Annotated in this window: 17 protein-coding genes; 9 read left to right on the forward strand and 8 right to left on the reverse strand. The window is 73.6% G+C overall.

Features of this window, described 5'->3' with window-relative positions; genetic code table 11:
- Positions 1–282 precede the first annotated feature (282 nt).
- Genes QP090_RS10590 through QP090_RS10600 form a run of 3 tightly spaced genes read right to left on the reverse strand, consistent with a single transcriptional unit; the run spans position 283 to position 2185 of the window.
- Positions 283–1059 carry a hypothetical protein gene (locus QP090_RS10590; RefSeq protein ID WP_285938433.1) on the reverse strand — a complete coding sequence of 259 codons (777 nt, stop codon included), beginning with the start codon at positions 1057–1059 and terminating at the stop codon, positions 283–285.
- Positions 1059–1394 carry a PadR family transcriptional regulator gene (locus QP090_RS10595; protein ID WP_285938434.1) on the reverse strand — a complete coding sequence of 112 codons (336 nt, stop codon included), beginning with the start codon at positions 1392–1394 and terminating at the stop codon, positions 1059–1061. The genes QP090_RS10590 and QP090_RS10595 overlap by 1 nt, the downstream gene beginning before the upstream one ends.
- Before the next feature lie 38 nt (positions 1395–1432).
- On the reverse strand, positions 1433–2185 hold the full coding sequence (locus QP090_RS10600; RefSeq protein ID WP_285938435.1) for a CPBP family intramembrane glutamic endopeptidase: 753 nt from the start codon (positions 2183–2185) through the stop codon (positions 1433–1435).
- Positions 2186–2953: 768 nt separating this feature from the next.
- On the opposite strand from QP090_RS10600, the gene QP090_RS10605 reads away from it, so the two are divergent.
- Positions 2954–4798 carry a serine/threonine protein kinase gene (locus tag QP090_RS10605; RefSeq protein ID WP_285938437.1) on the forward strand — a complete coding sequence of 615 codons (1845 nt, stop codon included), beginning with the start codon at positions 2954–2956 and terminating at the stop codon, positions 4796–4798.
- Between the two features lie 322 nt (positions 4799–5120).
- Here the strand turns inward: QP090_RS10605 and QP090_RS10610 are convergent, their stop codons facing one another.
- Positions 5121–5405 (reverse strand): DUF397 domain-containing protein, encoded by a 285-nt coding sequence (locus tag QP090_RS10610; protein WP_285938439.1) that lies wholly within the window; start codon positions 5403–5405, stop codon positions 5121–5123.
- Positions 5402–6235, reverse strand: coding sequence for a Sco1979 family transcriptional regulator (locus tag QP090_RS10615; RefSeq protein ID WP_490393314.1), 834 nt, complete (start codon positions 6233–6235; stop codon positions 5402–5404). The genes QP090_RS10610 and QP090_RS10615 overlap by 4 nt, the downstream gene beginning before the upstream one ends.
- A gap of 337 nt (positions 6236–6572) precedes the next feature.
- Here QP090_RS10615 and QP090_RS10620 point away from each other — a divergent pair, with 337 nt between their 5' ends.
- From QP090_RS10620 to QP090_RS10645, 6 genes are all read left to right on the forward strand, one after another.
- Positions 6573–7169, forward strand: coding sequence for an ATP-binding protein (locus QP090_RS10620; RefSeq protein ID WP_285938440.1), 597 nt, complete (start codon positions 6573–6575; stop codon positions 7167–7169).
- A gap of 136 nt (positions 7170–7305) precedes the next feature.
- Positions 7306–7701, forward strand: coding sequence for an STAS domain-containing protein (locus QP090_RS10625; RefSeq protein WP_285938441.1), 396 nt, complete (start codon positions 7306–7308; stop codon positions 7699–7701).
- 138 nt (positions 7702–7839) lie between these two features.
- Positions 7840–9096 (forward strand): M16 family metallopeptidase, encoded by a 1257-nt coding sequence (locus QP090_RS10630; protein WP_285938442.1) that lies wholly within the window; start codon positions 7840–7842, stop codon positions 9094–9096.
- Positions 9093–10469: a M16 family metallopeptidase gene (locus QP090_RS10635; RefSeq protein ID WP_285938443.1), complete on the forward strand. Its 1377-nt coding sequence runs from the start codon at positions 9093–9095 to the stop codon at positions 10467–10469. Before QP090_RS10630 ends, QP090_RS10635 begins: the two co-directional genes overlap by 4 nt.
- Before the next feature lie 176 nt (positions 10470–10645).
- The gene (locus tag QP090_RS10640; RefSeq protein ID WP_285938444.1) at positions 10646–12079 is read left to right on the forward strand and encodes a sporulation protein; all 1434 of its coding nucleotides are present in this window, start codon (positions 10646–10648) and stop codon (positions 12077–12079) included.
- 130 nt (positions 12080–12209) lie between these two features.
- The gene (locus QP090_RS10645) at positions 12210–13097 is read left to right on the forward strand and encodes a hypothetical protein (RefSeq protein WP_285938445.1); all 888 of its coding nucleotides are present in this window, start codon (positions 12210–12212) and stop codon (positions 13095–13097) included.
- Between the two features lies 1 nt (position 13098).
- Here QP090_RS10645 and QP090_RS10650 read toward each other — a convergent pair whose 3' ends face one another.
- From QP090_RS10650 to QP090_RS10660, 3 genes are all read right to left on the reverse strand, one after another.
- Positions 13099–13824: a hypothetical protein gene (locus QP090_RS10650; protein WP_285938446.1), complete on the reverse strand. Its 726-nt coding sequence runs from the start codon at positions 13822–13824 to the stop codon at positions 13099–13101.
- Positions 13825–14640: 816 nt separating this feature from the next.
- Positions 14641–15582: a hypothetical protein gene (locus QP090_RS10655; protein ID WP_285938447.1), complete on the reverse strand. Its 942-nt coding sequence runs from the start codon at positions 15580–15582 to the stop codon at positions 14641–14643.
- A 160-nt stretch (positions 15583–15742) separates the two neighbouring features.
- A complete protein-coding gene (locus QP090_RS10660) occupies positions 15743–18307 on the reverse strand; it encodes an ATP-binding SpoIIE family protein phosphatase (RefSeq protein WP_285938448.1) in 2565 nt (854 codons plus the stop codon).
- Positions 18308–18595: 288 nt separating this feature from the next.
- Here QP090_RS10660 and QP090_RS10665 point away from each other — a divergent pair, with 288 nt between their 5' ends.
- Positions 18596–19294 carry a TetR/AcrR family transcriptional regulator gene (locus QP090_RS10665; RefSeq protein WP_285938450.1) on the forward strand — a complete coding sequence of 233 codons (699 nt, stop codon included), beginning with the start codon at positions 18596–18598 and terminating at the stop codon, positions 19292–19294.
- Positions 19295–19789: 495 nt separating this feature from the next.
- Entirely contained in the window at positions 19790–20368 is a 579-nt protein-coding gene (locus QP090_RS10670) for a sigma-70 family RNA polymerase sigma factor (RefSeq protein ID WP_285938451.1), read from the forward strand.
- Positions 20369–20464 lie beyond the last annotated feature (96 nt).

Genomic DNA, 20464 nt, shown 5'->3' on the forward strand with positions numbered 1-20464 from the left:
GGCTTGGTCGAGGGCGAGTGAGGGGTCGGCGCCGCCCCAGGCCGCGCCGGCAGCCCGGACGCGGCGGACGCAGCGGACGCTCCTGGGAGGAGTGCGGCGGAAGCCAGGGCGGCCATCGACGCTAAGAGTGCGATTCCGCGCATCGGCCATCTCCCCGGGGCGATCGGCCCGGCTCGGCTCTGTGCGGCCGGCTCGGCTCAGCGCACGAATCTAGGGGATGACGCCCGGACTCGGCGATCGCGCAGGCAGCCGCGACCGCGCAGGCAGCCGCGACCGAGCGGGTCAGCCGCGGCGGACCGCTTTGCGCCGGTGGCGGGTGATGCCGACGGCGAGAAGGGCGAGTCCCAGCAGGGAACCGACCGGGAAGCCCATGAGGAACCCCCGGACGGCGCCGTGGCCGGGGGTCTCTCCGGTGGTGAGCACGCTGAGGCCGAAGACGAGCGCTTCGACACCGGCGATGACAAGGACCAGGTAGACGGCCAGGCCACGGCTCCAGTACATGCGGCGGCGCGGGGCGTCGGGCGGGGCGTCGATTTCGGCGGCGGGCCCCACGGTCGCGGCGGCGGGACGCTTGAAGTAGAGCCAGATCGTCCACGCCGCGGCGACCTCCCAGCCGTCGTCCGCGAGCCGTTCGGCCGCCGCCCGGCGGCGCGGCGGCGGGACGATCTCGCGCCGGTACTCCCAGCGCTGCGGCCGGTCGAGGGAGCGGCGGCAGGCGAAGCCCGCCTTGGCGTCGTAGGAGAGCACCTCCCAGCCCTGCCCGCCGAACTCGTTGAGCTTCCCGACCTCGTTGAACGCGTCGGCGTGGAAGTCCCAGGTCTCGGCGTCCGGGTCGGGGGCGTCCGGCGTGCCGTCCGGCGCGGTGTCCGGCGCGGTGTCCGGCGCGGCGGCGAGTTCCGCGGCGAAGTCGGCGACCGGGCCGAACTCGTCCTCGGGGGCCGTCCCGGACTCGGCGAGGTAGGCGGCCAGGTCGTCGACGGTGCCCGCCACCTCGGCGGCGGGGACGCCGCAGTCGCGGAGGCGTGCGGCCAGCTCGTCGAAGTAGCCGGCGGCGGTCATCAGATTCCTCCCTGGGCGAGCACGGACCGGACCGAGGCGTCGAACGCCAGCCAGAGGCCGCCCTGCTCGGCGAGGGTGTCGCGGCCCTGCTGGGTGAGGTGGTAGTAGCGGCGGCCGGGGCCCCGGTCGGCGACCCGGAACTCGGCGGAGACCAGGCCGGCCTCTTCGAGCCGGTTGAGCACGGGGTAGAGGGTGCCGCCCTTGATCTGGCCGAGTCCGGATCCGGCCAGCGTCTTGGCGATCTCGTAGCCGTAGCTCTCGCCCCCGGTGAGGCTGGAGAGCACGAGCAGATCGAGGACGCCCTTGAGCCAGCTCGCACGGCGGTCAGTGGCCATGAGCTTCATCTTCACAGTCATCCAGGTAGCGCCGCAATCTAGCCGGCCTGCGGGACGGCATCGACCGGCCGGGACGGCACGGGGCGGGCGGGGGCGGGCATGACGACCAGGCCGCGGACGTCGATCAGGATGTGCGCGACGATCGGCACCAGCAGGCTGCCGGTGGCCAGGTAGGTCGCGGTGAAGAGGTAGCCGAGCGCGGCCACCGCGAGCATGCCCTTCCAGCCCTGGTAGAGGTGCCCGAGGACGAAGACCGCCAGGGCCGCCCCGGCGGCCGTCGTGAGGTCGAGGCCGGCGGCCACGCCGAGAGCGATGAGCAGGCCGCGGAACACCAGCTCCTCGCAGACGCCCGCGGTGACCGACATCGCGAGCGCGGCGCCGCGCTCGGCGCGGGTCCGCGGGAGCATCGCGGCGTAGGCGCCCTGGCCCGGGGCCGCCCGCCCCGAGCGGGCCCGCAGGTGGAACAGCACCGCGGTGATCACGACCATCAGTGCCAGACCGGTGAGCATGCCGAGTACAGCGCTCATGTCGTCCGGCGGGGCCAGTCCCACATCCGCGGCGCGGACGCCGGGCGAGACGAGCACGATGACGGCGGCCACCCCGGTGAGCGCCCAGGAGTCCGCGATCCAGCGGGTGAACATCCTGGTCAGCGCCCTGGGGTCGTGGTCGCGCGTCCGGCGGAGCCGCTCGTAGGAGCGCTTGCCGTACACCGACTCGACGATGACCAGGTAGGCCACCAGGGGGGCGGCCAGGGCCAGTCCGAGGGGCGAGAAGTCCGGGGTGATCTGCATCGTTCCGCCGCTTCCGGTCGTGCGCCGACGCGCATCGTCGCCTGAACGATCTAAACGGTAGAGCAAGCTAGTTAGAAATACAACCTATGTAGTCACGAATAGAACGATCACTCGGAATAGGGCGAAGGATCTTGCGGTTGCAACTAACGCATCCAAGATCTGGAATCCGGATCACCCACCCCCGGCACCGACCACGGAGGTACCCGTGCCCAGCAGCATCCCCAGGCCACGACCGCACACCGGACGCAAGCACGTGAAGACCACGTCGCTGCGCGCCCTCGCGGTCGCGGCACGACTCGAACAGCGCCACGCCCCGGAGGGTCCCCCGGGCCATGGGGGCGGCCGGGCGGCGCACCGTCCCTCGCGGCGTACGCCCGACCCGGCCTGACGACACCCCCCGCACAACCCCGGATGGCCATATCCGGCCGGACCGTGCGCGAAGCCCCCGCGGCGATCACGGCTCCGTGATCGCCGCGGGGGCTTTCGGTGCGCCGCCGCCGGGGCGCCGGCGGGCGGTCCCGAAGCCGCGCGAGGGCCGGGCGCCGCCCCCGACCAAGATCCCTGAGCATGGCCGCGGGGCCGTCCGGGCCTGCCGACCTGCGCGGCGTACCGCTGGCCGCGCCGTCCGGACGATGCCGCACCGCGCCCGCCGGGATGAGAGGATGTGCGGACGTCTTCGTCCGACGCTTCCTCACATTTCGGAGCAAATACCATCTTCTGGCCATAGGCTTGCGGGGCATGTGCCAGTAGCGACGGGGAGCGAGTGGTGTGACGGACAGGACGATGCCGGACGCCCATCCGCTGCGGTCGGGCGATCCGACCCAGCTGAGCGGATACGAGATCCTGGGCCGCTTGGGCGAGGGCGGCCAGGGCGCGGTGTTCCTGGCCCGCCGCACCGGGCAGGCCGCAGACGCGCGCACCGCCGACCACGTCGCGATCAAGCTGCTGCACGCCGGGCTCACCGGCGACGACTCGGCGCGGGCGCGGTTCGTCCGCGAGCTCGAGGTCGCCAAGCGGGTCGCGCGGTTCTGTACGGCGCAGGTGCTGGACGCCGACGTCGCGGGCGACCAGCCGTACATCATCAGCGAGTACGTCCCGGGCCTGTCCCTGCACCTGGTGGTGCGGCACGAGGGCCCGCGCACCGGCGGCGCGCTGGAACGGCTCGCGATCAGCACGCTGACCGCGCTCATGGCGATCCACCAGGCCGGGATCGTGCACCGCGACTTCAAGCCGCACAACGTGATGATGGGCCCGGACGGCCCCCGCGTCATCGACTTCGGGGTGGCGCGGGCGCTCGGCGCGGCCGGCGAGACGCAGAACGTCGGCACGCCCGCCTACATGGCGCCCGAGCACTTCACCGGCGGCGAGGTCGGTCCCGCCACCGACATGTTCGCCTGGGGCACCACGATGGCGTTCGCCGCGACCGGGCGTCCCGCGTTCGGGAACGACGAGATGGCCTCGGTGATGCACCGCATCATCACCGCCGACCCCGATCTCGGCGACCTGCCGAGCCCGCTGCGCGACCTGGTGCTGGCCTGCCTGCACAAGGAGCCCGCGGAACGGCCCACCGCGCGCGAGGCGCAGGAACGCCTGGTCGGCGCGGCCACCGGCGGGCCTCCGGCCGTGCAGCCGCTCGCGCCGCTCCCGGCGTTCGGCGGAGGAGGCGCTCCCGCACCCGGGGCGGCGCCGGTGATGCCGGTGCCGCTGGGCGGCTCGACCGACCCCGGCGCCATGGCCGGTGCCGTCCTGCCGCCCGACCAGATCACCGACGCGAACGGCGTCCGTGGACGGACGGCTCCGCAGCCGGCGTCGTCCCCCGACATGGCGCCGCAGCCGAACGGCCCCCACGGACCGCCTCTACCCGGTTCCGGCCACAACGGCCATGGGGCCGTTCCGCACGGCAACCCCAGCGGACCGTATGGCCAGGGCGCGCGTCAGAAGGGCCACAACAGGCTGGTGCCGGTCATCGCCGCAGTGGCCGTGCTCGCCGTGGTGGGAGCCGGTTCGGCATGGGCCGCGACCCGTTCCGGGGGCGGTGCGGAGGACGGCGGTCCCGCCGCCGCGGGCCCGGCCGCTAACGACGGTCCCGCCGAAGCCGCTCCGGGCGACCCCGCCAACAAGGACCCGAAGAAGCGCACCGGGCAGCCGCAGGGGAAGCAGACCCCTGGGAAGCCCTCCCCCTCGCAGCAGCCCGGTTCGGGACAGCCTTCCCGGCCAGGCCAGCCCCAGGCCCCCGGCACCAGCCAGCCTCCTGCAAAGGGAGGCGGCGCACCGCCCCCCAAGGAGCCGGCCAACAAGTACTCGCCGCAGAGCGTGTGCAACTCCGGCGGCCATGGAGGCGGCTACTACGTGCAGCGCTCCGTGGCCGGTTCGGGCGGAACGGCGTACTTGCTCTACAACAGCTCGGGGTACAACTGCGCCGTCACGCTCAAGACCAAGAGCGTGGGCAAGGCGTCCCCGGTGTCGGTGTGGATCCAGCGCCAGGGCTCGGGCCAGATCAAGGACGGCGGATCGTTCGCCTGGTACGCCGGGCCGGTCTACGTGTCGGCGGCCAAGAAGTGCGTCCGCTTCGGCGGCGACGGCGGCACCGCTCCCTACGGCAACTGCGGCTGAGCGCCGCACTGAGCCGCTCGCAGGCGCGGAGGGTCACTCAGACCTGGGGCGGCGGTTCCGTGGCGGGACGGCGCCGTACTGCGCGGCTCGACGCCGCGGGCTGTTGACGGGCCGGTAGGGGACGCGGCGATCGCTCGGAGCGATAGACCGCTCCATGCCGCGCACCCCGTCCGGACGGGGTGTACCACGCCCGAGAGCTGCGGCGAGTCGACGTCGGGAGCGCCGGCTCGCCGCGACCCGATGAGCCGCGCGGCGGGCCGGACGGGATTCCGGAGTCGAACCGGGGAATCCCGCGGCGGCCCGTTCAGCGGGGGGCGGACGGTCAGTTGCGGGAAGCGATGAGATGGTCGAAGTCGCCGTCCTTGGCCCCCAGGATCAGGGCCTCGATCTCAGGACGGGTGTAGATGAGGGCCGGGCCCTCCGGGTGGCGGGAATTGCGCATCGCCACTCGCCCGCCGGGCAGTTCGGCGATCTCGACGCAGTTCCCCTGGGAGTTGCTTCGCTGGGACTTCAGCCACCGCGCTCCGTGGAGCTTGGTCGCGGGCATCCCGTTGTCGTAGGTGTTCGGACCGGCCTTGAACTGGCCGTGATCGGTCTTGAGCATCATGTCTCTCTGAGAAGATCACCGAGAAGCTCGACGGTGCGCTCCGGGGTCGCACTGTCGACGCACAGGCGTTCCATCGCCTGGAGGTACGTGTCGACGTCGTCGCGCTTGTCCAGGTACATGGCGCCGGTGAGGTTCTCTACGTAAACCACGTCCGGCAGGTCCTGCTCGGGAAAGCGCAGGATCGTGAAAGCCCCACCCTCGGCGGCGTGGCCACCGAATCTGAACGGCATGATCTGGATGGTGACGTTGGGCAGCTTGGACATCTCGATGAGATGCTCGAACTGGCCCCGCATCACCTCCGGACCCCCGATGGGACGCCTGAGCGCCCCCTCGTCCAGCACCGCCCACAGGCGCGGCGCCTCCGGGCCCGTGAGCCGTTCCTGCCGCTGCATGCGCAACTCGACCCGCTGGTCGAGCTCCTGCTCGGTGGCGCCGGCGTTGCCCAGGCGGATCACCGCACGCGAATACCCCTCCGATTGCAGCAGTCCCGGGACGAACTGCAACTCGTACGTGCGGATCAGCGCCGCCGACTCCTCCAGACCGACGTAGGTCTGGAACCAGCCGGGCAGAACGTCGTTGTACCGGTGCCACCATCCGGGGGTGTTGGCCTCCCGCGCGAGCTGTAGCAGCGCCTCGCGTTCGGTCTTGTCGCCGACGCCGTACAGCGTGAGCAGGTCGTCAACGTCGCGTTCCTTGAAACTGACCCGCCCGAGCTCCAGGCGGCTGATCTTGGACTCTGACGCGCGGATGACGTAACCGGCCTCCTGACGGGTCACGCTCCGCGCCTCTCGAAGGCGACGGAGCTGTGAACCGAGCAGGATCCGACGCACCGTCGACCCGGTCCCCGGCGTCTCTGGAGCCACGCCCAACCTCCCGGCTAAATGGCGGACAGCGAACCTAGTGTGCCACTGGCCTCCGTGTCCTGCGGATACCTCCGATCTTCCACCCGCAGCGCGCTGCCCGGCATCCGCACGAGTCGGATGCACGTGCATTGGGCCTTGCATTCGCACGCTACGATGCGCAGGATAACGCACGAGACTTCCGAGCCATGGCTGCACAACGAGATCACTCTGCGGGGTCCGGGGAATGACGTCACGCCACGCGCACGAGGACACGCGGTGGGGAGCTGGCCCCGTCGTGGGACCGGCGGACCCACAGGACCACGCCGTGAACTCGACGCCCATACCCGAGTCACGTGATCTGCCCGCGCGCCTCGACACCGCGCTGACCGCGCTCACCGAGCCGTCCGGGCCGACCGTCACCTTCACCGTCCTCCCCGACCCCGAGTCGGTCACCGAGGCCCGCCACTTCACCATCTCCCGCCTCTGCGAATGGGGCGTGGGCGCCCTCGTCGACGATGTCGGCCTGGTGGTCTCCGAACTCGTCACCAACGCACTGCGGCACAGCGGCGGCGTGGCGCGGTGGCGGCGGCCCGGCTCCCCCGTCCGCCAGCGTTCGAACGGCCCCGCGCACCAGCGGCCGTCCGGGCCCGCACACCAGCCGAACCAGCCCAACCGGTTCGCCGACCCCACCGACCCGATCGGCTCCGCGCCGTCCGCGATCCGGCTGCGGCTGGTCCACGAGGCCCCCTGGGTGCTCTGCGGGATCATCGACGCCAGCCCGGCCGCGCCCCGGCGCAAGGAGCCCGACTACATCGCCGAGACCGGGCGCGGCCTGCACCTGGTCGAATCGTTCAGCGTCCGCTGGGGCTGGCGCGGCCTCGCCCACGGCAAGGTCGTCTGGGCGCTGTTCCGCACACCGTGATGGACGGCGGGACGCGGGCCGTGATGGACGGCGTACGCGCGGGCGCGTGTGGCCGAGGTCGCATCCGCCCACGCGGATAACGGCCGGGCCCGCGGGTATGGGGCCCTTCCCATGAGCAGCCGACAGGGAGTGACCGGTGGAATTCGCCGTCGAGCATCGCGTCGAGAAGGACCTCACCGTCGTGAAGATCAGCGGTGAGATCGACGTCTTCACCAGCCCCCGGCTGCGCGAGATGCTGCTCGACATCATGGACGGCGGCGGGACGCACCTGGTGGTCGACCTCGGCGAGGTCACCTTCCTCGACTCCACCGGGCTCGGCGTGCTGGTCGGCGTCTACCACCGGCTCCGCGCCCGCGCCGGCTCGATGTCGTTCATGGGGGTGAACGACCGGGTGCGCCGGGTCCTCCACGTCACCCAGCTCACGAAGATCTTCGTCCTGCACCGGTCGCTGGAGGACGCCGTCGCCGCGCACGAGGCCGGCGCCGGGTCCGGCCCGGACACCCGCGCCCAGGGGCCGCGGGCCTCTCGCTGACGGGCTTCCCGCCCCGGACGACCCGGTACGGTGAGACGGAGATCAAGCCCGCCGCCGGGCTCCCGTCCTGAACACGGTCCCGCCCACGCGCGCGGTGCTGTTCCGTCAACCGAATCATCGACCGGACGGGAGCGCTCCGTGGCAGAACAGCCGCTGCATGAGCACACGCTCGGCAATGGCCTGCGCGTGGTGGTCTGTGAAGACCATGTCGTACCGCTGGCCGCCGTGAACATCTGGTACGGCGTGGGCTCGCGGCACGAGCGGGCCGGCCGCACCGGGCTTGCGCACCTCTTCGAGCACCTGATGTTCCAGGGCTCGTCCAACGTCGCCGAGGGCGAGCACGCCGCGCTCCTGGAGAGCGCCGGCGCCGCGTTCAACGCCAGCACCTCCTTCGAGCGCACCAACTACTACGAGACGGTTCCGGTCAGCCACCTGGAGCTGGCGCTCTGGCTGGAGGCCGACCGGATGGGCACGCTGCCCGCGGCGCTCACCCAGGCCAACCTCGACAACCAGCGCGACGTGGTGAAGAACGAGCGCCGCCAGCGTTACGACAACCAGCCGTACGGCACCGCCTTCGAGCGGCTGTGCAGGCTGACCTTCCCGGCGGGCCACCCGTACGCGCACACCCCCATCGGCTCGATGGAGGACCTCGACGCGACGACGCTCGAAGACTGCACCGACTTCTTCGGCACCTGGTACGCGCCGGGCAACGCGGTGCTGTCGATCGTCGGCGACGTCGACCCCGAGCAGGCCGTCAAGGCGGTCGAGCGCTACTTCGGCGGACTCCCGACCGGACCGGCGACGCCGCCCGCGCGTCCCGGCGACCTCGGGCCCCTCGGCGGCGTCACCGCCGAGGACGTCGACGAGGACGTGCCGTCGCCCGCGTACTTCGCGATGTTCCCGCTGCCGTCCGACGGCGGCGGCGACATCGAGGCCGCCGAGCTGGCGGTCGAGATCCTCGGCGGCGGCTCGGGCTCGCGCCTCTACGACCGGATGGTGCGCCGCGACGAGATCGCCACCGAGGTCTGGGCCGGGGTGACCCGGCTGGCCTCCGGCCAGTCGCTGGCCATCGTGGACGCGGTCGGGCCGGACCCGGCCAAGATCGCCGAGGTGCTGGACGAGGAGCTGGGCCGGTTCGCCACCGAGGGCCCGGACGCCGACGAGGCCGCCCGGGCCACCGCCCAGGCCGAGCGCGGTTTCCTGGAGCAGACCGAGACCGTCACCGGCCTCGCCAACGCGCTGTCGCAGAACGCGACCCAGTTCGGCGACCCGTCCCGGGTGTTCACCGCGCCGGGCCGCGCCGCCGCGGTCACCGCGGGCGAGATCAAGGACATGGCGGAGCGGTGGATGGCACCCGGCTCCCGCACCGCGCTGATCTACGGAGGTGCCTCGTGACCCAGTCCCCAGGCGCGGGCCCGGCCTTGCAGCCCCGTCCCGTCCCCGGCCCGGTCCCCGCGTGGGCGTTCCCGGCCGGCGACGCGGGACGGATCCCGTCCGGCCCCGCGACGCTCCGCTGTGACCTGCCCGGACGGCGGCTGGCGGCCGTCCGGCTGATCCTCAAGGCCGGTGCCGGACGCGAGCCCGGCGGCGCCGAGGGCGTCGCCGCGCTCACCGCGCACGCGCTGCTGGAGGGCACCGAGCCCGGCGGCGGCACCGCGCTGACCGCCGCGTTCGAGCGGCTCGGCGCCAGCCTGTACGCGTCGGCCGACCTCACCGCGCTGCGGATCGCGCTGGACGTCCCGGTGACCCGGCTCGGTCCGGCGCTGGAGCTGTTCTCCGCGGTGGTGCGCGACCCCGCGCTCGCCGACGCCGACGTCGCGCGCCTCGGCCGCGAGCGGCTGGAGGAGATCGCGCAGGAGGACGCCGACCCGGGCAGCCGCGCCATGCGCGAGCTGCGCGCGGTGATGTTCCCGGACGAGTCGCGCGCGTCGCGGCCGACGGGCGGATCCCGTGCGTCGGTCGAGGCCCTCGGCGGCGCCGACGTGCGCGCCTTCTACGGCTCCGTGGTCCCCGCCGAGGCGACCGCGGTCGTCGCCGGAGACCTTTCCGGGACCGACGCCGACGCGGCGCTCACCGCGGCCCTGAAGGGCTGGGGAGGGGCGGGCGCCGCCGCGCTGCCGTCCGCCGACACGATCCCGCCGTCGTCGGCCGCGCGCATCGTCGTCGTCGACCGTCCGGGATCGGTGCAGACGTACCTGAGCCTGGGGCACGGCGTGCCCGACCGGTCGCACCCCGACTGGCCGTCCCTCATGGTGGCCTCGCACGTGCTGGGCGGCGGGCTCACGTCCCGCCTCAACGCGGTGCTGCGCGAGGACAAGGGCTACACCTACGGCGTCCGGGCCGGGCTGCTGAGGCTGCGGCACTGCGGCCTGTTCATCACCCAGGGCGCCGTGCACACCGAGGTCACCGCCGACGCCGTGGCCGACGCGCTCACCGAACTGCGCGGCGTCGTCTCCCGCGGCATCTCCGACGAAGAGCACGGCTCGTCGGTACGGGCACTCGCCGACCGCGCGCCCGCAGAGTACGAGACGGCCCGCGCGGTCGCCGCCGAACTCGCCGACGTCTCCGCCAACGGACTGGGCGCCGACTACCCGAGCCGCTACCTGGAGGCCGTCCGCTCGTCCACCCCGGACGGTGTCGCCCGCGCCTACCGCGAGCACATCGACCCGGAGGCGCTGACCATCATCGCCGTGGGCGACGCCGAGCAGATCCGCGAACCGCTGGAGAAGCTCGGCTACGCCACCGTGACGGTCGCCGCCGCCGAGTAGCGCCGCCCCACGCCGTTCGTGTGGCGGCCCGTTCTGCGACGAACGGGCCGCCACACGTCCGCGTCCGCGTCCGGAACGGCGTGAACTTCTGCCCGTGATGTGCCGCTGTCGGTGTGAACCGATGGCATGGTGGATTCCATCCGATGGTGGACTCCGTCGGGAGAGGGGAATGACCGGTGTCCTACGGGCAGATGGGCGGGTACGGAGCGGCTGGTCCCTCCGTCGACGCGATCCTGGCGGAGCCTAACTGCCGGCCCGGCGGGGTCGTCTCGGGCAAGGTCCACCTTCGAGGCGGCGACCGGCCGCTCGACATCCGGCACGTGACGCTGGCGCTCATGCCGCGCATGCAGACCGGCCACGGCGGCGAGAGCGCCGGGCCGGAGGTCTACCGCGGCGCGCTCACCCGGCCGTTCCGGCTCGACGCCGGGACGGACCACGCCCTCCCCTTCTCCATCCCGCTTCCGTACGAGCTGCCGTTCACCACGGTGCTCGGCCGCGAACTGCCGGGCTTCACCATCGGCCTGTGCACCGAGGTGGACGTCCAGGGGCGGCCCGACCCCGGCGACGTCGACCGGATCTCGGTGGAGCCGCTCGATTCCCAGCAGTGGGTGCTCACCGCGATCGCCCGGCTCGGCTTCAGGATCCAGAACGTCACGTTCGAGTCCCGCACGCTGCGCGGCGTCGCCCAGCGGCTGCCGTTCCACCAGGAGATCCACCTCGTCCCGCCGCCCGCGTTCCAGGGGCGGCTCGACCAGGTCGGGCTGAGCTTCGTGGCGAGCCCGAACACCATGGCCTTCGTCCTGCGCGCGGAAGACCGGTCCGCTCCGTCGGACGAGTCGTTCGGCGTCTTCCAGAGCGGCCACAAGGAGGCCGGCGAGACCGACTGGAACGCCAAGATCGGCCGGTGGCTCGAAGCCGCGGCGGCCCTCCCTCCCGCGCCCTCCCACCACGCTGCCCCGCCGCCTCACCCTGGTGGCCCGCCGCCCGGTGGCCCACCGCCGCAGGCCGGTCCGCCGCAGGCCGGTCCGCTGCCTCACCCTGGCCAGTCGTTCCACGGCGGACCGCCTCCCCCGGAGGGCCAGGGAGCCTTCCCTCCTCCGGCTCCGCCACCCGCGCCGGGTGGGCCGCCGCCGTACTCGTATGGTGCACCGCCCGCCCCTTACCCGCATGGTGCGCCTCCCGCGTATGGCGGGATCCCTCCGGCGCCTCCGGCCGCGCCACCCGCGGCCTACCCGCCCGCCGCCTACCCGCCCGCCGCCTATCCGCCCACCGCCTATCCGCCCGCGCCGATCGGGCATCCCGCGCCTCCGCCGCCCGTTCATGTGCATCACACCGGGCCTCCTGCGCACTACGGTCACCACGGCCACGGCTGGGCCGGAGGCGCCGCCGCGGCCGGAGTCGTCGGCGGGGTCGCCGCCGTGGGCATCGCCGGGGGCCTGGCCGCCGGCGCGATGGGGCACGCGGCCGGTGAGGCGGTCGGGTTCGCGGGCGACGTGGCAAGCGATGTGGCGGGCGGCATGGCCGGTGACTTCGCGGGCGACGTGGCCGGAGACATCGCAGGTGGCGCCGCGGATGTCCTGGGCGGGCTGCTGGGCGGGCTGTTCGGCTGAACCCGCCGCCGGAGGTCCCGATCGTCCCGCCGGAATATGACGGGTCATTCGGACGAGATGCGGCGGCTCCGCGCCAAGGCCGCCACGGATGGTTAGGGTCGAGAGCGCAGCCCGCCCCCCGAGGAGCTACATGACCACCGTGATCCTGGTCCTGCTCTGCCTGGCGATCGCCGGACGCGAGCTCTATCTGGCCTCCGACAAGCGACTCCCCCGCGCGCAGGCGGAGCTGCGCGAGCTACGCACCCAGGTGGCCGACCTGTCCAAACGGCAGAACGCCCTGTCCTCCGAGGTCGCCGCGTCGAACGAGCCGTCCGGGATCCCGATCCCGCAGCCGCTCCAGAGCGAGGCCGTGCCCGCCGGGACAGTGCAGATGATCGACGCGCTGAGCGGCCGGGTGGACCGGCTGGAGAAGGAGATCGGCGAGGTCTCGTCCGAGCTCGCCGGTCTCGAGCTCGACCGCGACGCGCAGCGCGCCCTGGCACGGTCCCTCGACTCGGCCGAGCAGGACATCCGCGAACTGCACCGCGAGATGCTCGACCGCCTCGACCGCGAGGAGGGCGTGGTCCCCGGGCTGCTGCTCAGCGAGGGGGGCGAGGCCGAGGCCCTGCTCGCCGAGGCGTACGAGCGCTGCGCGTCCGAGTACGGCCTCCGGGTCCGGATCCGCGACCAGCGTTCCGCGGAGGCGGCCGACGGCGGCTACTGGGGCACGTCCTACCGCCTGTCGGGACGGCGTCCGGGCGCGCTCACCGAGGAGCTGTTCTCCTACGTGCAGGGGATGTACGACCAGCAGGACCCCTCGGCGCTCGGCGCGCTGCTCATCGAGCTGGCGCACCTGCGCGGCGGCGGCATCGTCCGGTTCGGCTCCTTCACCATCGTCCGCACGCCCAACTCGCTGCTCTGCGGAGTGCTGCCGGACGACCTCGCCGCGCCCGGCGAGCCATGGGAGCTCGCCTCCCAGCTTCGCGAGCTCCCCGGCGAGGGCCGGATCGACCTCTCCTGGCTCCGCACGGAGGAGTGACCTAGGGCCGCACGAAGCGCGGCGAGCCCACCTCGGTCGCGTCGACGCCGAACGCCAGCAGGCAGCGCGGCGTCCGCGCCGAGTCGATCTGGAGGCACACGCCCAGCCCCAGCTCGGGATCGACGAGCACCACCCGCCGCAGCGCCCGCAGGGCGCGGCGGGCGCGGGCCCGCGTCTCGGGCCGCGCCGGCTCATGCAGCGTCGCCGCCACCACCCGCCCCGCGTACCGCCACAGCGCGGACGAGTCGAGCACCCGCACGCCCGCCGAGGTCAGGTTCGCGACGATCACGACGCCGCTGTCGTCCTCCTCGCCGACCGGCGCCCGGGGCGCGGTGAGGTCACCCTCGCCCGGCGCCAGCGGACCGCCGACGGCACGGTGGTAGCGGAGCGGATCGAGGGTGTCGACGACGAACGCGCCCGCGTACGGGCGTGACGCGCGCGGTGGGGCGGCCACCCTGGAGCCGCCCACGGACTCGCGCCCGTTCAGGTGGGCGCTGAGGTCGAAGACCATGCCCGCGGCGTCGAGCCATACGGGGAGGCCGAGCTTCTTCGCGCCCGCGCGGTCGAGGCCGTCCATGTTGCGCCACAGCTCATCGGTACGGCGCGACAGGGTCGCCGCCATCCCGAGCCCGGGGAAGGCCCCTTCGAGAACCGCCAGGGTGGCCCGCCAGGTGGTGCTGGCCACGAACTCCGCGACGAACGCGTCCGCCTGTGCCTTCCGCTGCACCGGCCCCTCGGGACGGGGCGGATTCGGAGGACGCACCACTGGAGGCGTCGACTTGATGAGCGGTACCTCCGCAGGAGGCCGCGCCGGAGCGGGCCGATCTGCCGACAGTCCCCGCGGGGGCATCGGTGGCCGTGCAGGCTCGGACCACTGGGGACGCAGCGGCAGGTCCGGAACCGTGTCCGAAAGAGGCGGACTGGGCGAGGCCAGATCAGGCGGAGGGGGCTCGGCCGGGGGCGAATCAGATCGAGGCGGCTCGGCCGCCAGTCCCTTCCCTGGGAGGAACGGCTCGTCCGCCCCCGTCTCACGCCCCTGCCAGCGACCCGGACCGGACTGCCCGAACGTCGAAGGCGCAGACGGCGGGGGCGCAGACGGCGGGGGCGCAGACGGCGGGGGCGCAGACGACGGGGGCGCAGACGACGGAGGCACGGGCGGCGGAGGCACCGGTGGCGGAGGCACGGGCGCCTCGGTCTCGCCGCCATGCGTCGGCTGTACGTGCACCCACTCCGTCGGCCCTGCGGGGGCCCTTGGCCCTGTGGGGCCTCCAGGTCCTCCAGGGGCCCCGGGAACTCCGGGCCCCCCGGGTGCGCCGGTGGGGCCGGCGGGCGGCGGCTCCTCGGCCGGTCTGCGGCGTCCCGCCACGTGGACGTCGCCCGGGTGGGGGGCCTGGCGGGGGTCGCTCAAGTCGCGGGCCCCCCGCGGATCGCCGGTATCGCCGGTGCCACGGGGGTCCTCTGGGTCGCGGGAGTCCTCGGGTTCAGGGCTCGGACGGTCACGCGGGCCGGTTCTCACGGGCACGATCCTGCGCCGAGAACAAGATCATCGGCAAGGTCGCAGGTCAGCGGCGCCCGTTGAGGACGCACCGAACAGCCCGGTGCACAGGGCCTCCAGCCGGTCGGGCCCGCCGTCGGCGGCCTGGACGGTCAGCGCGCCCGACGCGGCCGGATTCAGCCGCACCCGCACCTCGCGCGGAGCCCGCCCCGACGCCCGCTCCGAGCCGCGCTCCGAGCCCCGCTCCAGGCCGCGTTCCGATGCCTGCTCCGAGCCATGTTCCCCGGCGCCCTGCGCGGCGGCCACATCCCGCAGGGAGACCGAGACGATCGCGGGGAGGTCGACCACGACGCGCTGCTCACCGGCCGGAAGCTCGGCCAGCCACAGGTCGAGCACCCGGCGGGCCAGGCCGTTCATCAGCTTCCCCCAGGGTTCGAGCAGGCGCGGCGGGACGTTCTCGGTCTGCAACTCCGGCAGGCCGAACCGGGCCAGGCCCTTGGTCGTGAACCAGAAGCCGCGCGGTCCGGCGGTGTGCGGCAGGAGCATCCAGTCGGTCAGCCGGACGGCGCCGTCCGGGCCCGGCAGCGACCGGTAGACCTCGGCGCGGGTGAGCGTCTGCGGGGTGAAGACGTCGACCACGTGCTCGGCGATCGACCCGGCGATGGCCCGGGTGGCCCACTCGTGCGCGGGGGGCCAGCCGGGACGGTAAGCGGCGCGGACGGCCAGCAGGTGGGAGGCGGACTCGATGGCGGCGAGCTCGGCCGGTGCGGCACCGTAGGCGGCCAGCAGGTCGGCGGGCAGCGGCGGGAACCCGGCGGCGGGGCGCAGGTCGAGGGTGACCATGGGGCTGTCGAGCATGCCGAGGACCAGGTCGCGGAGCGGCGCCGCGACGCGCCTGGTCACCTGCTCGCGGGCGAGTTCCCGGGGGTCGGCGGGGGGCGCGGCGAAGGCGACCGCATAGGTGGCGTGAAGCGTCTCTGGAACCGGCAATGTCAGAAACTCACCCAACGCGTCCCCCGACCCCGCCCCGGGACCCGGCCCGGCCCGGGTCCCTCGATCCGACACCCTCGATCAGAGCCGAAAAGGACGTTGGACGGTATCTGTCGCAGAAGCGACAATCCCCTACCACGTTCGCGAGCGGGGTGCCGCGTCAGCCGGCCAGCGGGTGCTCGAACCACACCACCTTGCCGTGCTCGGTCCGGTTGGTGCCCCAGCGCTCGGCCAGGTGGCTGACGAGCTGGAGGCCGCGGCCGGACTCGTCGGTGGCGTCGGCGTGACACAGCCGGGGCAGCTCGTGACCGTCGTCGTAGACCTCGCAGAGCAGCGCGCTGCCCTTGATCAGCCGCATCCCGATGGCGCCCGCGCCGTGCACCAGGGCGTTGGTGACCAGCTCGCTGACCATGAGCAGGACACTGTCGGTGAGGTCGGCGAGCCGCCATTCGGCGAGCCGGTCGGCGACCTGGGCGCGGGCCCGCGGGACCATGCTCGCCTCCGCGTCCAGGTTCCAGACCGCCACGTCGCCCGCGGCGATGCCGTCGAGGCCGACCGCGACGAGCGCGACGTCGTCGGCGGGGACGGCGGTGGTGAGCGCGTCCAGCACGGCGTCGCAGGTGCTCTCCAGGGGCTGGGTGGAGCCGGCGAGATGGGCGCGCAGCTCCTCCAGGCCCTCGTCGATGTCGCGGTCGCGGCGCTCCAGCAGGCCGTCGGTGCACAGGACGAGCCGGGAGCCGTCCTCGACCTGGACCTCGACCGTCTCGAACGGCTCGCCGCCCACCCCGATCGGCACCCCGGACGGCGCGGGCAGCACCCGGCTCTCACCGGACGGCGAGACCAGCACCGGCGGGATGTGCCCGGCGTTGGCGAACCGGAAGCGCCGCTCCACCGGGTCGTACACCGCGTAGAGGCAGGTGGCCAGGTAGCCCTCGCCGAGCCGCTGCGCGAGGCCGTCGAGCTGGCGCAGCAGCCGGTCGGGCCGCAGGTCCTGGGCGGCCAGGGTGCGGACGGCGGTGCGGAACTGGCCCATGATCGCGGCGGAGGTGACGCCGTGCCCCATCACGTCGCCGACGATGATGCCGAGCCGCGACCCGGGCAGCGGGATCGCGTCGAACCAGTCGCCGCCGACCTGGGCGGTCTGCCCGGCCGGCCGGTAGCGGAAGCAGACCCGCGCCCCGGCGATCTCGGGCGGGACGGTGGGCAGCATGCTGCGCTGCAACTCCTGCGCCGTCTGCGCCTCGCGCCGGTAGAGCCGCCCGTTGTCGATGCACAGCGCGGCGTGCCGGGCGAGCTCCTCGATCAGGGCGAGGTCGGGCTCGTCGAAGCCGGGCCGGTCGGACCTGCGCAGCAGCCGGAAGGTGCCGAGCACCTGCCCGCGCGCGATCAGCGGCATGATCAGCATGGCCCGGCCGGCGAGCAGCGGGCGCAGGTCGCGGTCGCCGTGCGAGGCGGAGAGCTCCTCGGCGCGCTCCCTCCCGATCCGCGGGATGTGCACGCCGCGGCCGGTGCGCATCGCCTGGACGGGCGGCGTGCGCTCGGCCAGGTAGAGCAGCTCCCCCTCGGGGACGGTGTCGTCCCAGCGGCCGGGCTCGTCATCGTGCACGACCGCGATCCGGCGCATCAGGGTCGTCTCGCCCACCGTGCGGGACGGCTGCTCCCAGTCGGCCGAGGCCACCTGCTCCAGCAGTTCGACTTCGGCGAAGTCGCCGAGCCTTGGTACCAGGACCTCGGCCAGTGTCCGCGCGGCCTGAAGATGGTCGAGCGAACTGCCGATCTGCTGTCCGGCCTCACCCAGGAACGTGAATCGATCCGGCACGGCCTTCGCCTCCGATTCCTGTCTGGGGGGGCCCGGCGATGTACACGAGCCTTCTGGGGAACGGCGGGTGGCGTATACGCCCTTGGCCGCGCCCGCGTCCGGCTGGGGCGGCGCCGGCGCCGGGACCGGCACGCGTGTGACGCGCGGCTTGAGCCGCAGGGCGCGCGGCATGCCGCCCCAGTACGGGACGATGGGCAGCCGGACGGTGAGGCTGAGGTTGAGCGCCGGGTAGCCCAGTTCCAGGACGCGCGCGGTGACCTGCTCGGCCGCCACGGGACCGGTCAGGGGCAGCATCTCGGCGAGACGGCGGCCGAGCGGCGCGGCGTCCGGCCCGGCCATCCGCACCAGCGCGGGATCGGCCCGGAGCACCCGGGCGGCGGGGGCGGCCTCGCGCCGGTCCCGGCCCGGCGGGACCACGAGGACGTCGCCGAGGCCGAGCCCGAGGCCCTCGTCGCGCAGCCGGCGCAGATCGGCCGCCAGCGCCAGGACGCGGATGCCGGGGGCGCCCGGCGCCCCGCACTCGGTGGCGTCGCCGCCGGGCCGCTCGATCGGGTAGACCCACCAGGCGACCTCGGCGTGCTGACCGTTGTCGACCCGCGGGACGGCGCAGGTGCCGCACCACACGGCCCCGAACGCCTCGGGCTCGAACACGCCGCGGTGCTCGGGCGGCAGGCTGAGCAGCGCGGTGAGCGACCGGCCCAGCGCCTGCACCCGGCCGACACCGAACAGCTCGTCGGCGACCTGGCTCCACTGGCTGATGCGGCCGTGCCCGTTCAGCGCGATGACGGCCATGCGCGCGACGCCGAGCACCTGCTGTTCGAGTAGGCGCGGCGGGGGCGCCTCGGCACCGCGCGCCCCGGCCGGCTCTCCCCTCCCGGGGCCGACGGCCTTCTGTGCGGACGCCATCGGCTGACCTTGAGCGATGCCCACACGGACCCCTCCCTGGGCGGCTGAGAATCGAGTGCCCGACACCCGCAGTAAGGAGGACGCTACCCCGGGTGAGGGATCGTCGCTGGCCGTCTGCTGAACTGACGGCGGCCCGTCCCCGGCGGCGCGCCCGCCGCACCCCGGCCGCGTCGCCCGGCCGCGTCGCCCGGACGGCGGCATGGGTGGGCGCTCACTCAGTGACTTGCCCGTGCTAGTGTCCACCCGCGCGGGAGGCCGCGCAGGGGGAGGCGAACCAAGGTGGCACCGGTGGCGGAGACGATGCGGGACCGGATCCTGACCGCGGCGATCCAGGTGATCAGCGGGCGCGGGATCGTCGCCGCGACCACCAAGGAGATCGCGCGCACGGCGGGCGTCTCCGAGGGCAGCCTCTACAACCACTTCGCCAACAAGACCGCGCTCTTCGCCGCGGCGCTGGGCGAGGTGACCGGGACCGCGCGGACGGCGATGATGACGCTGATGGGCTCGGCCGGGCAGGGCACCGTCGAGGCCAACCTCACCCGCCTCGCCGCCGAGATGACCGCCTTCTATGGCGAGCTCCTCCCGATGACCGGGCCCGTCCTGGCCGATCCCGATCTGATCGCCTGGCTCCGCGCCGACGGCCCCGCCAAAGCGGGCGCTCCGGGCGGAGGCGCTCCGGCCACAGGCCCTGCGGGCGGAGTCCCTGCGGGCGGGGCGATGGCGCGGGCCGGGGCGGCGAGCGGGCCGATACTCGGCCACGCGGGCCTGATCGGCTACCTGGAGGCCGAGCAGCGCGCCGGACGGATGGCGGCCGACGCGCCACTGGCGTTCATGGCCGCGGCCCTGCTGGGCGGGTGCCAGCAGCACGCGTTCCTGACGCGGCTGGCCGGCGCGGAGGCGGTGGCGGAGGGTGCGCGACTGCCCGCCGATCACCAGGAGTTCGCGTCCGGGCTGGTCCGGACGGTCCTGGCCGGCCACCTCACATGACCCTGGGGTGACCTCGGTCACGGAGATCGCCCGTTACCATGACGGAACGGCGCCTATACCGTCATTCGCGGGCTTGGACGGACATTTTCCCAGGATTTGTGAGTGACGTCACGCAACCCCTTGGGGCGCATCGTGCGTCTTACTAAGCGGGAACACCACTGACGAGTGAAGGCGCCCGACCGGGCAAGGCCCGCGACGTCCCGGACCAACGGGGTCGCCCTGGCGAAGCCCACCGGCGCCACTCGCTCGGCCCACCCTCCAAGCGCGGCCGAGTCCAGACCCGGTACCACCGGCTTCCCGGAGCGTCCGCTCCGTAAGGAACGTCACGGCCCGCGACAGGTATTTCGCCTCGGCCGCGTCATGAACCGGAGCCGAACCCGTCGGGAGCGGTGGAACGACCTGAACACGGGGGGCGGCCCGTCCGCCCGGCCCGCGTGCGTCCCGGCGCACGCCAGCAACCGGCCCTGCGGGGCCATGACCAACGGGGGAGCGCAGATGAACACTGTCACCGCGCCTGCGGACACCGAGAACAGCCGGCGTTACGAGCGTGACGTGCTTCCGCTCGCGGACCCGCTTTACATCAGCGCCGTGCGGATGACCCGCAACAGCGCCGACGCCGAGGACCTGGTGCAGGAGACGCTGACCAAGGCGTACGTGAACTTCCACCAGTTCCAGGAGGGCACGAACCTCAAGGCGTGGCTGCACCGGATCCTCACCAACAACTTCATCAACATCTACCGCAAGCGGCAGCGCGAGCCGCAGCGGGCCGGCTCCGAGGAGCTGGAGGAGTGGCAGATCGCCCGTGCCGAGTCGCACGCCGAGGGCTTCCGCTCCGCCGAGTCCGAGGCGCTGGACCGGATCCCGGACACCGAGGTCGTCACGGCACTGCGCGCCCTGCCGAAGGACTTCCGGGACGCGGTCTACCTCGCCGACGTCGAGGGCTACGCCTACAAGGAGATCGCCGAGATGATGGGCACCCCGATCGGCACGGTGATGTCCCGCCTGCACCGCGGCCGCAAGCAGTTGCGCGAGGCGCTCGCCGACCACCACCGGGCGCACACGCTCGCCGCGTAGTCCCGCAGCCATATAACCGCATAGCCACGCGCGCCGTGTGACCCCTTGCACGCCGCGCGCGTGGCGTACCGAACCGCGGGCACCACGTGTAGTCAT

Source organism: Actinomadura xylanilytica (genome assembly GCF_030283145.1).
GTDB lineage: Bacteria > Actinomycetota > Actinomycetes > Streptosporangiales > Streptosporangiaceae > Spirillospora > Spirillospora xylanilytica.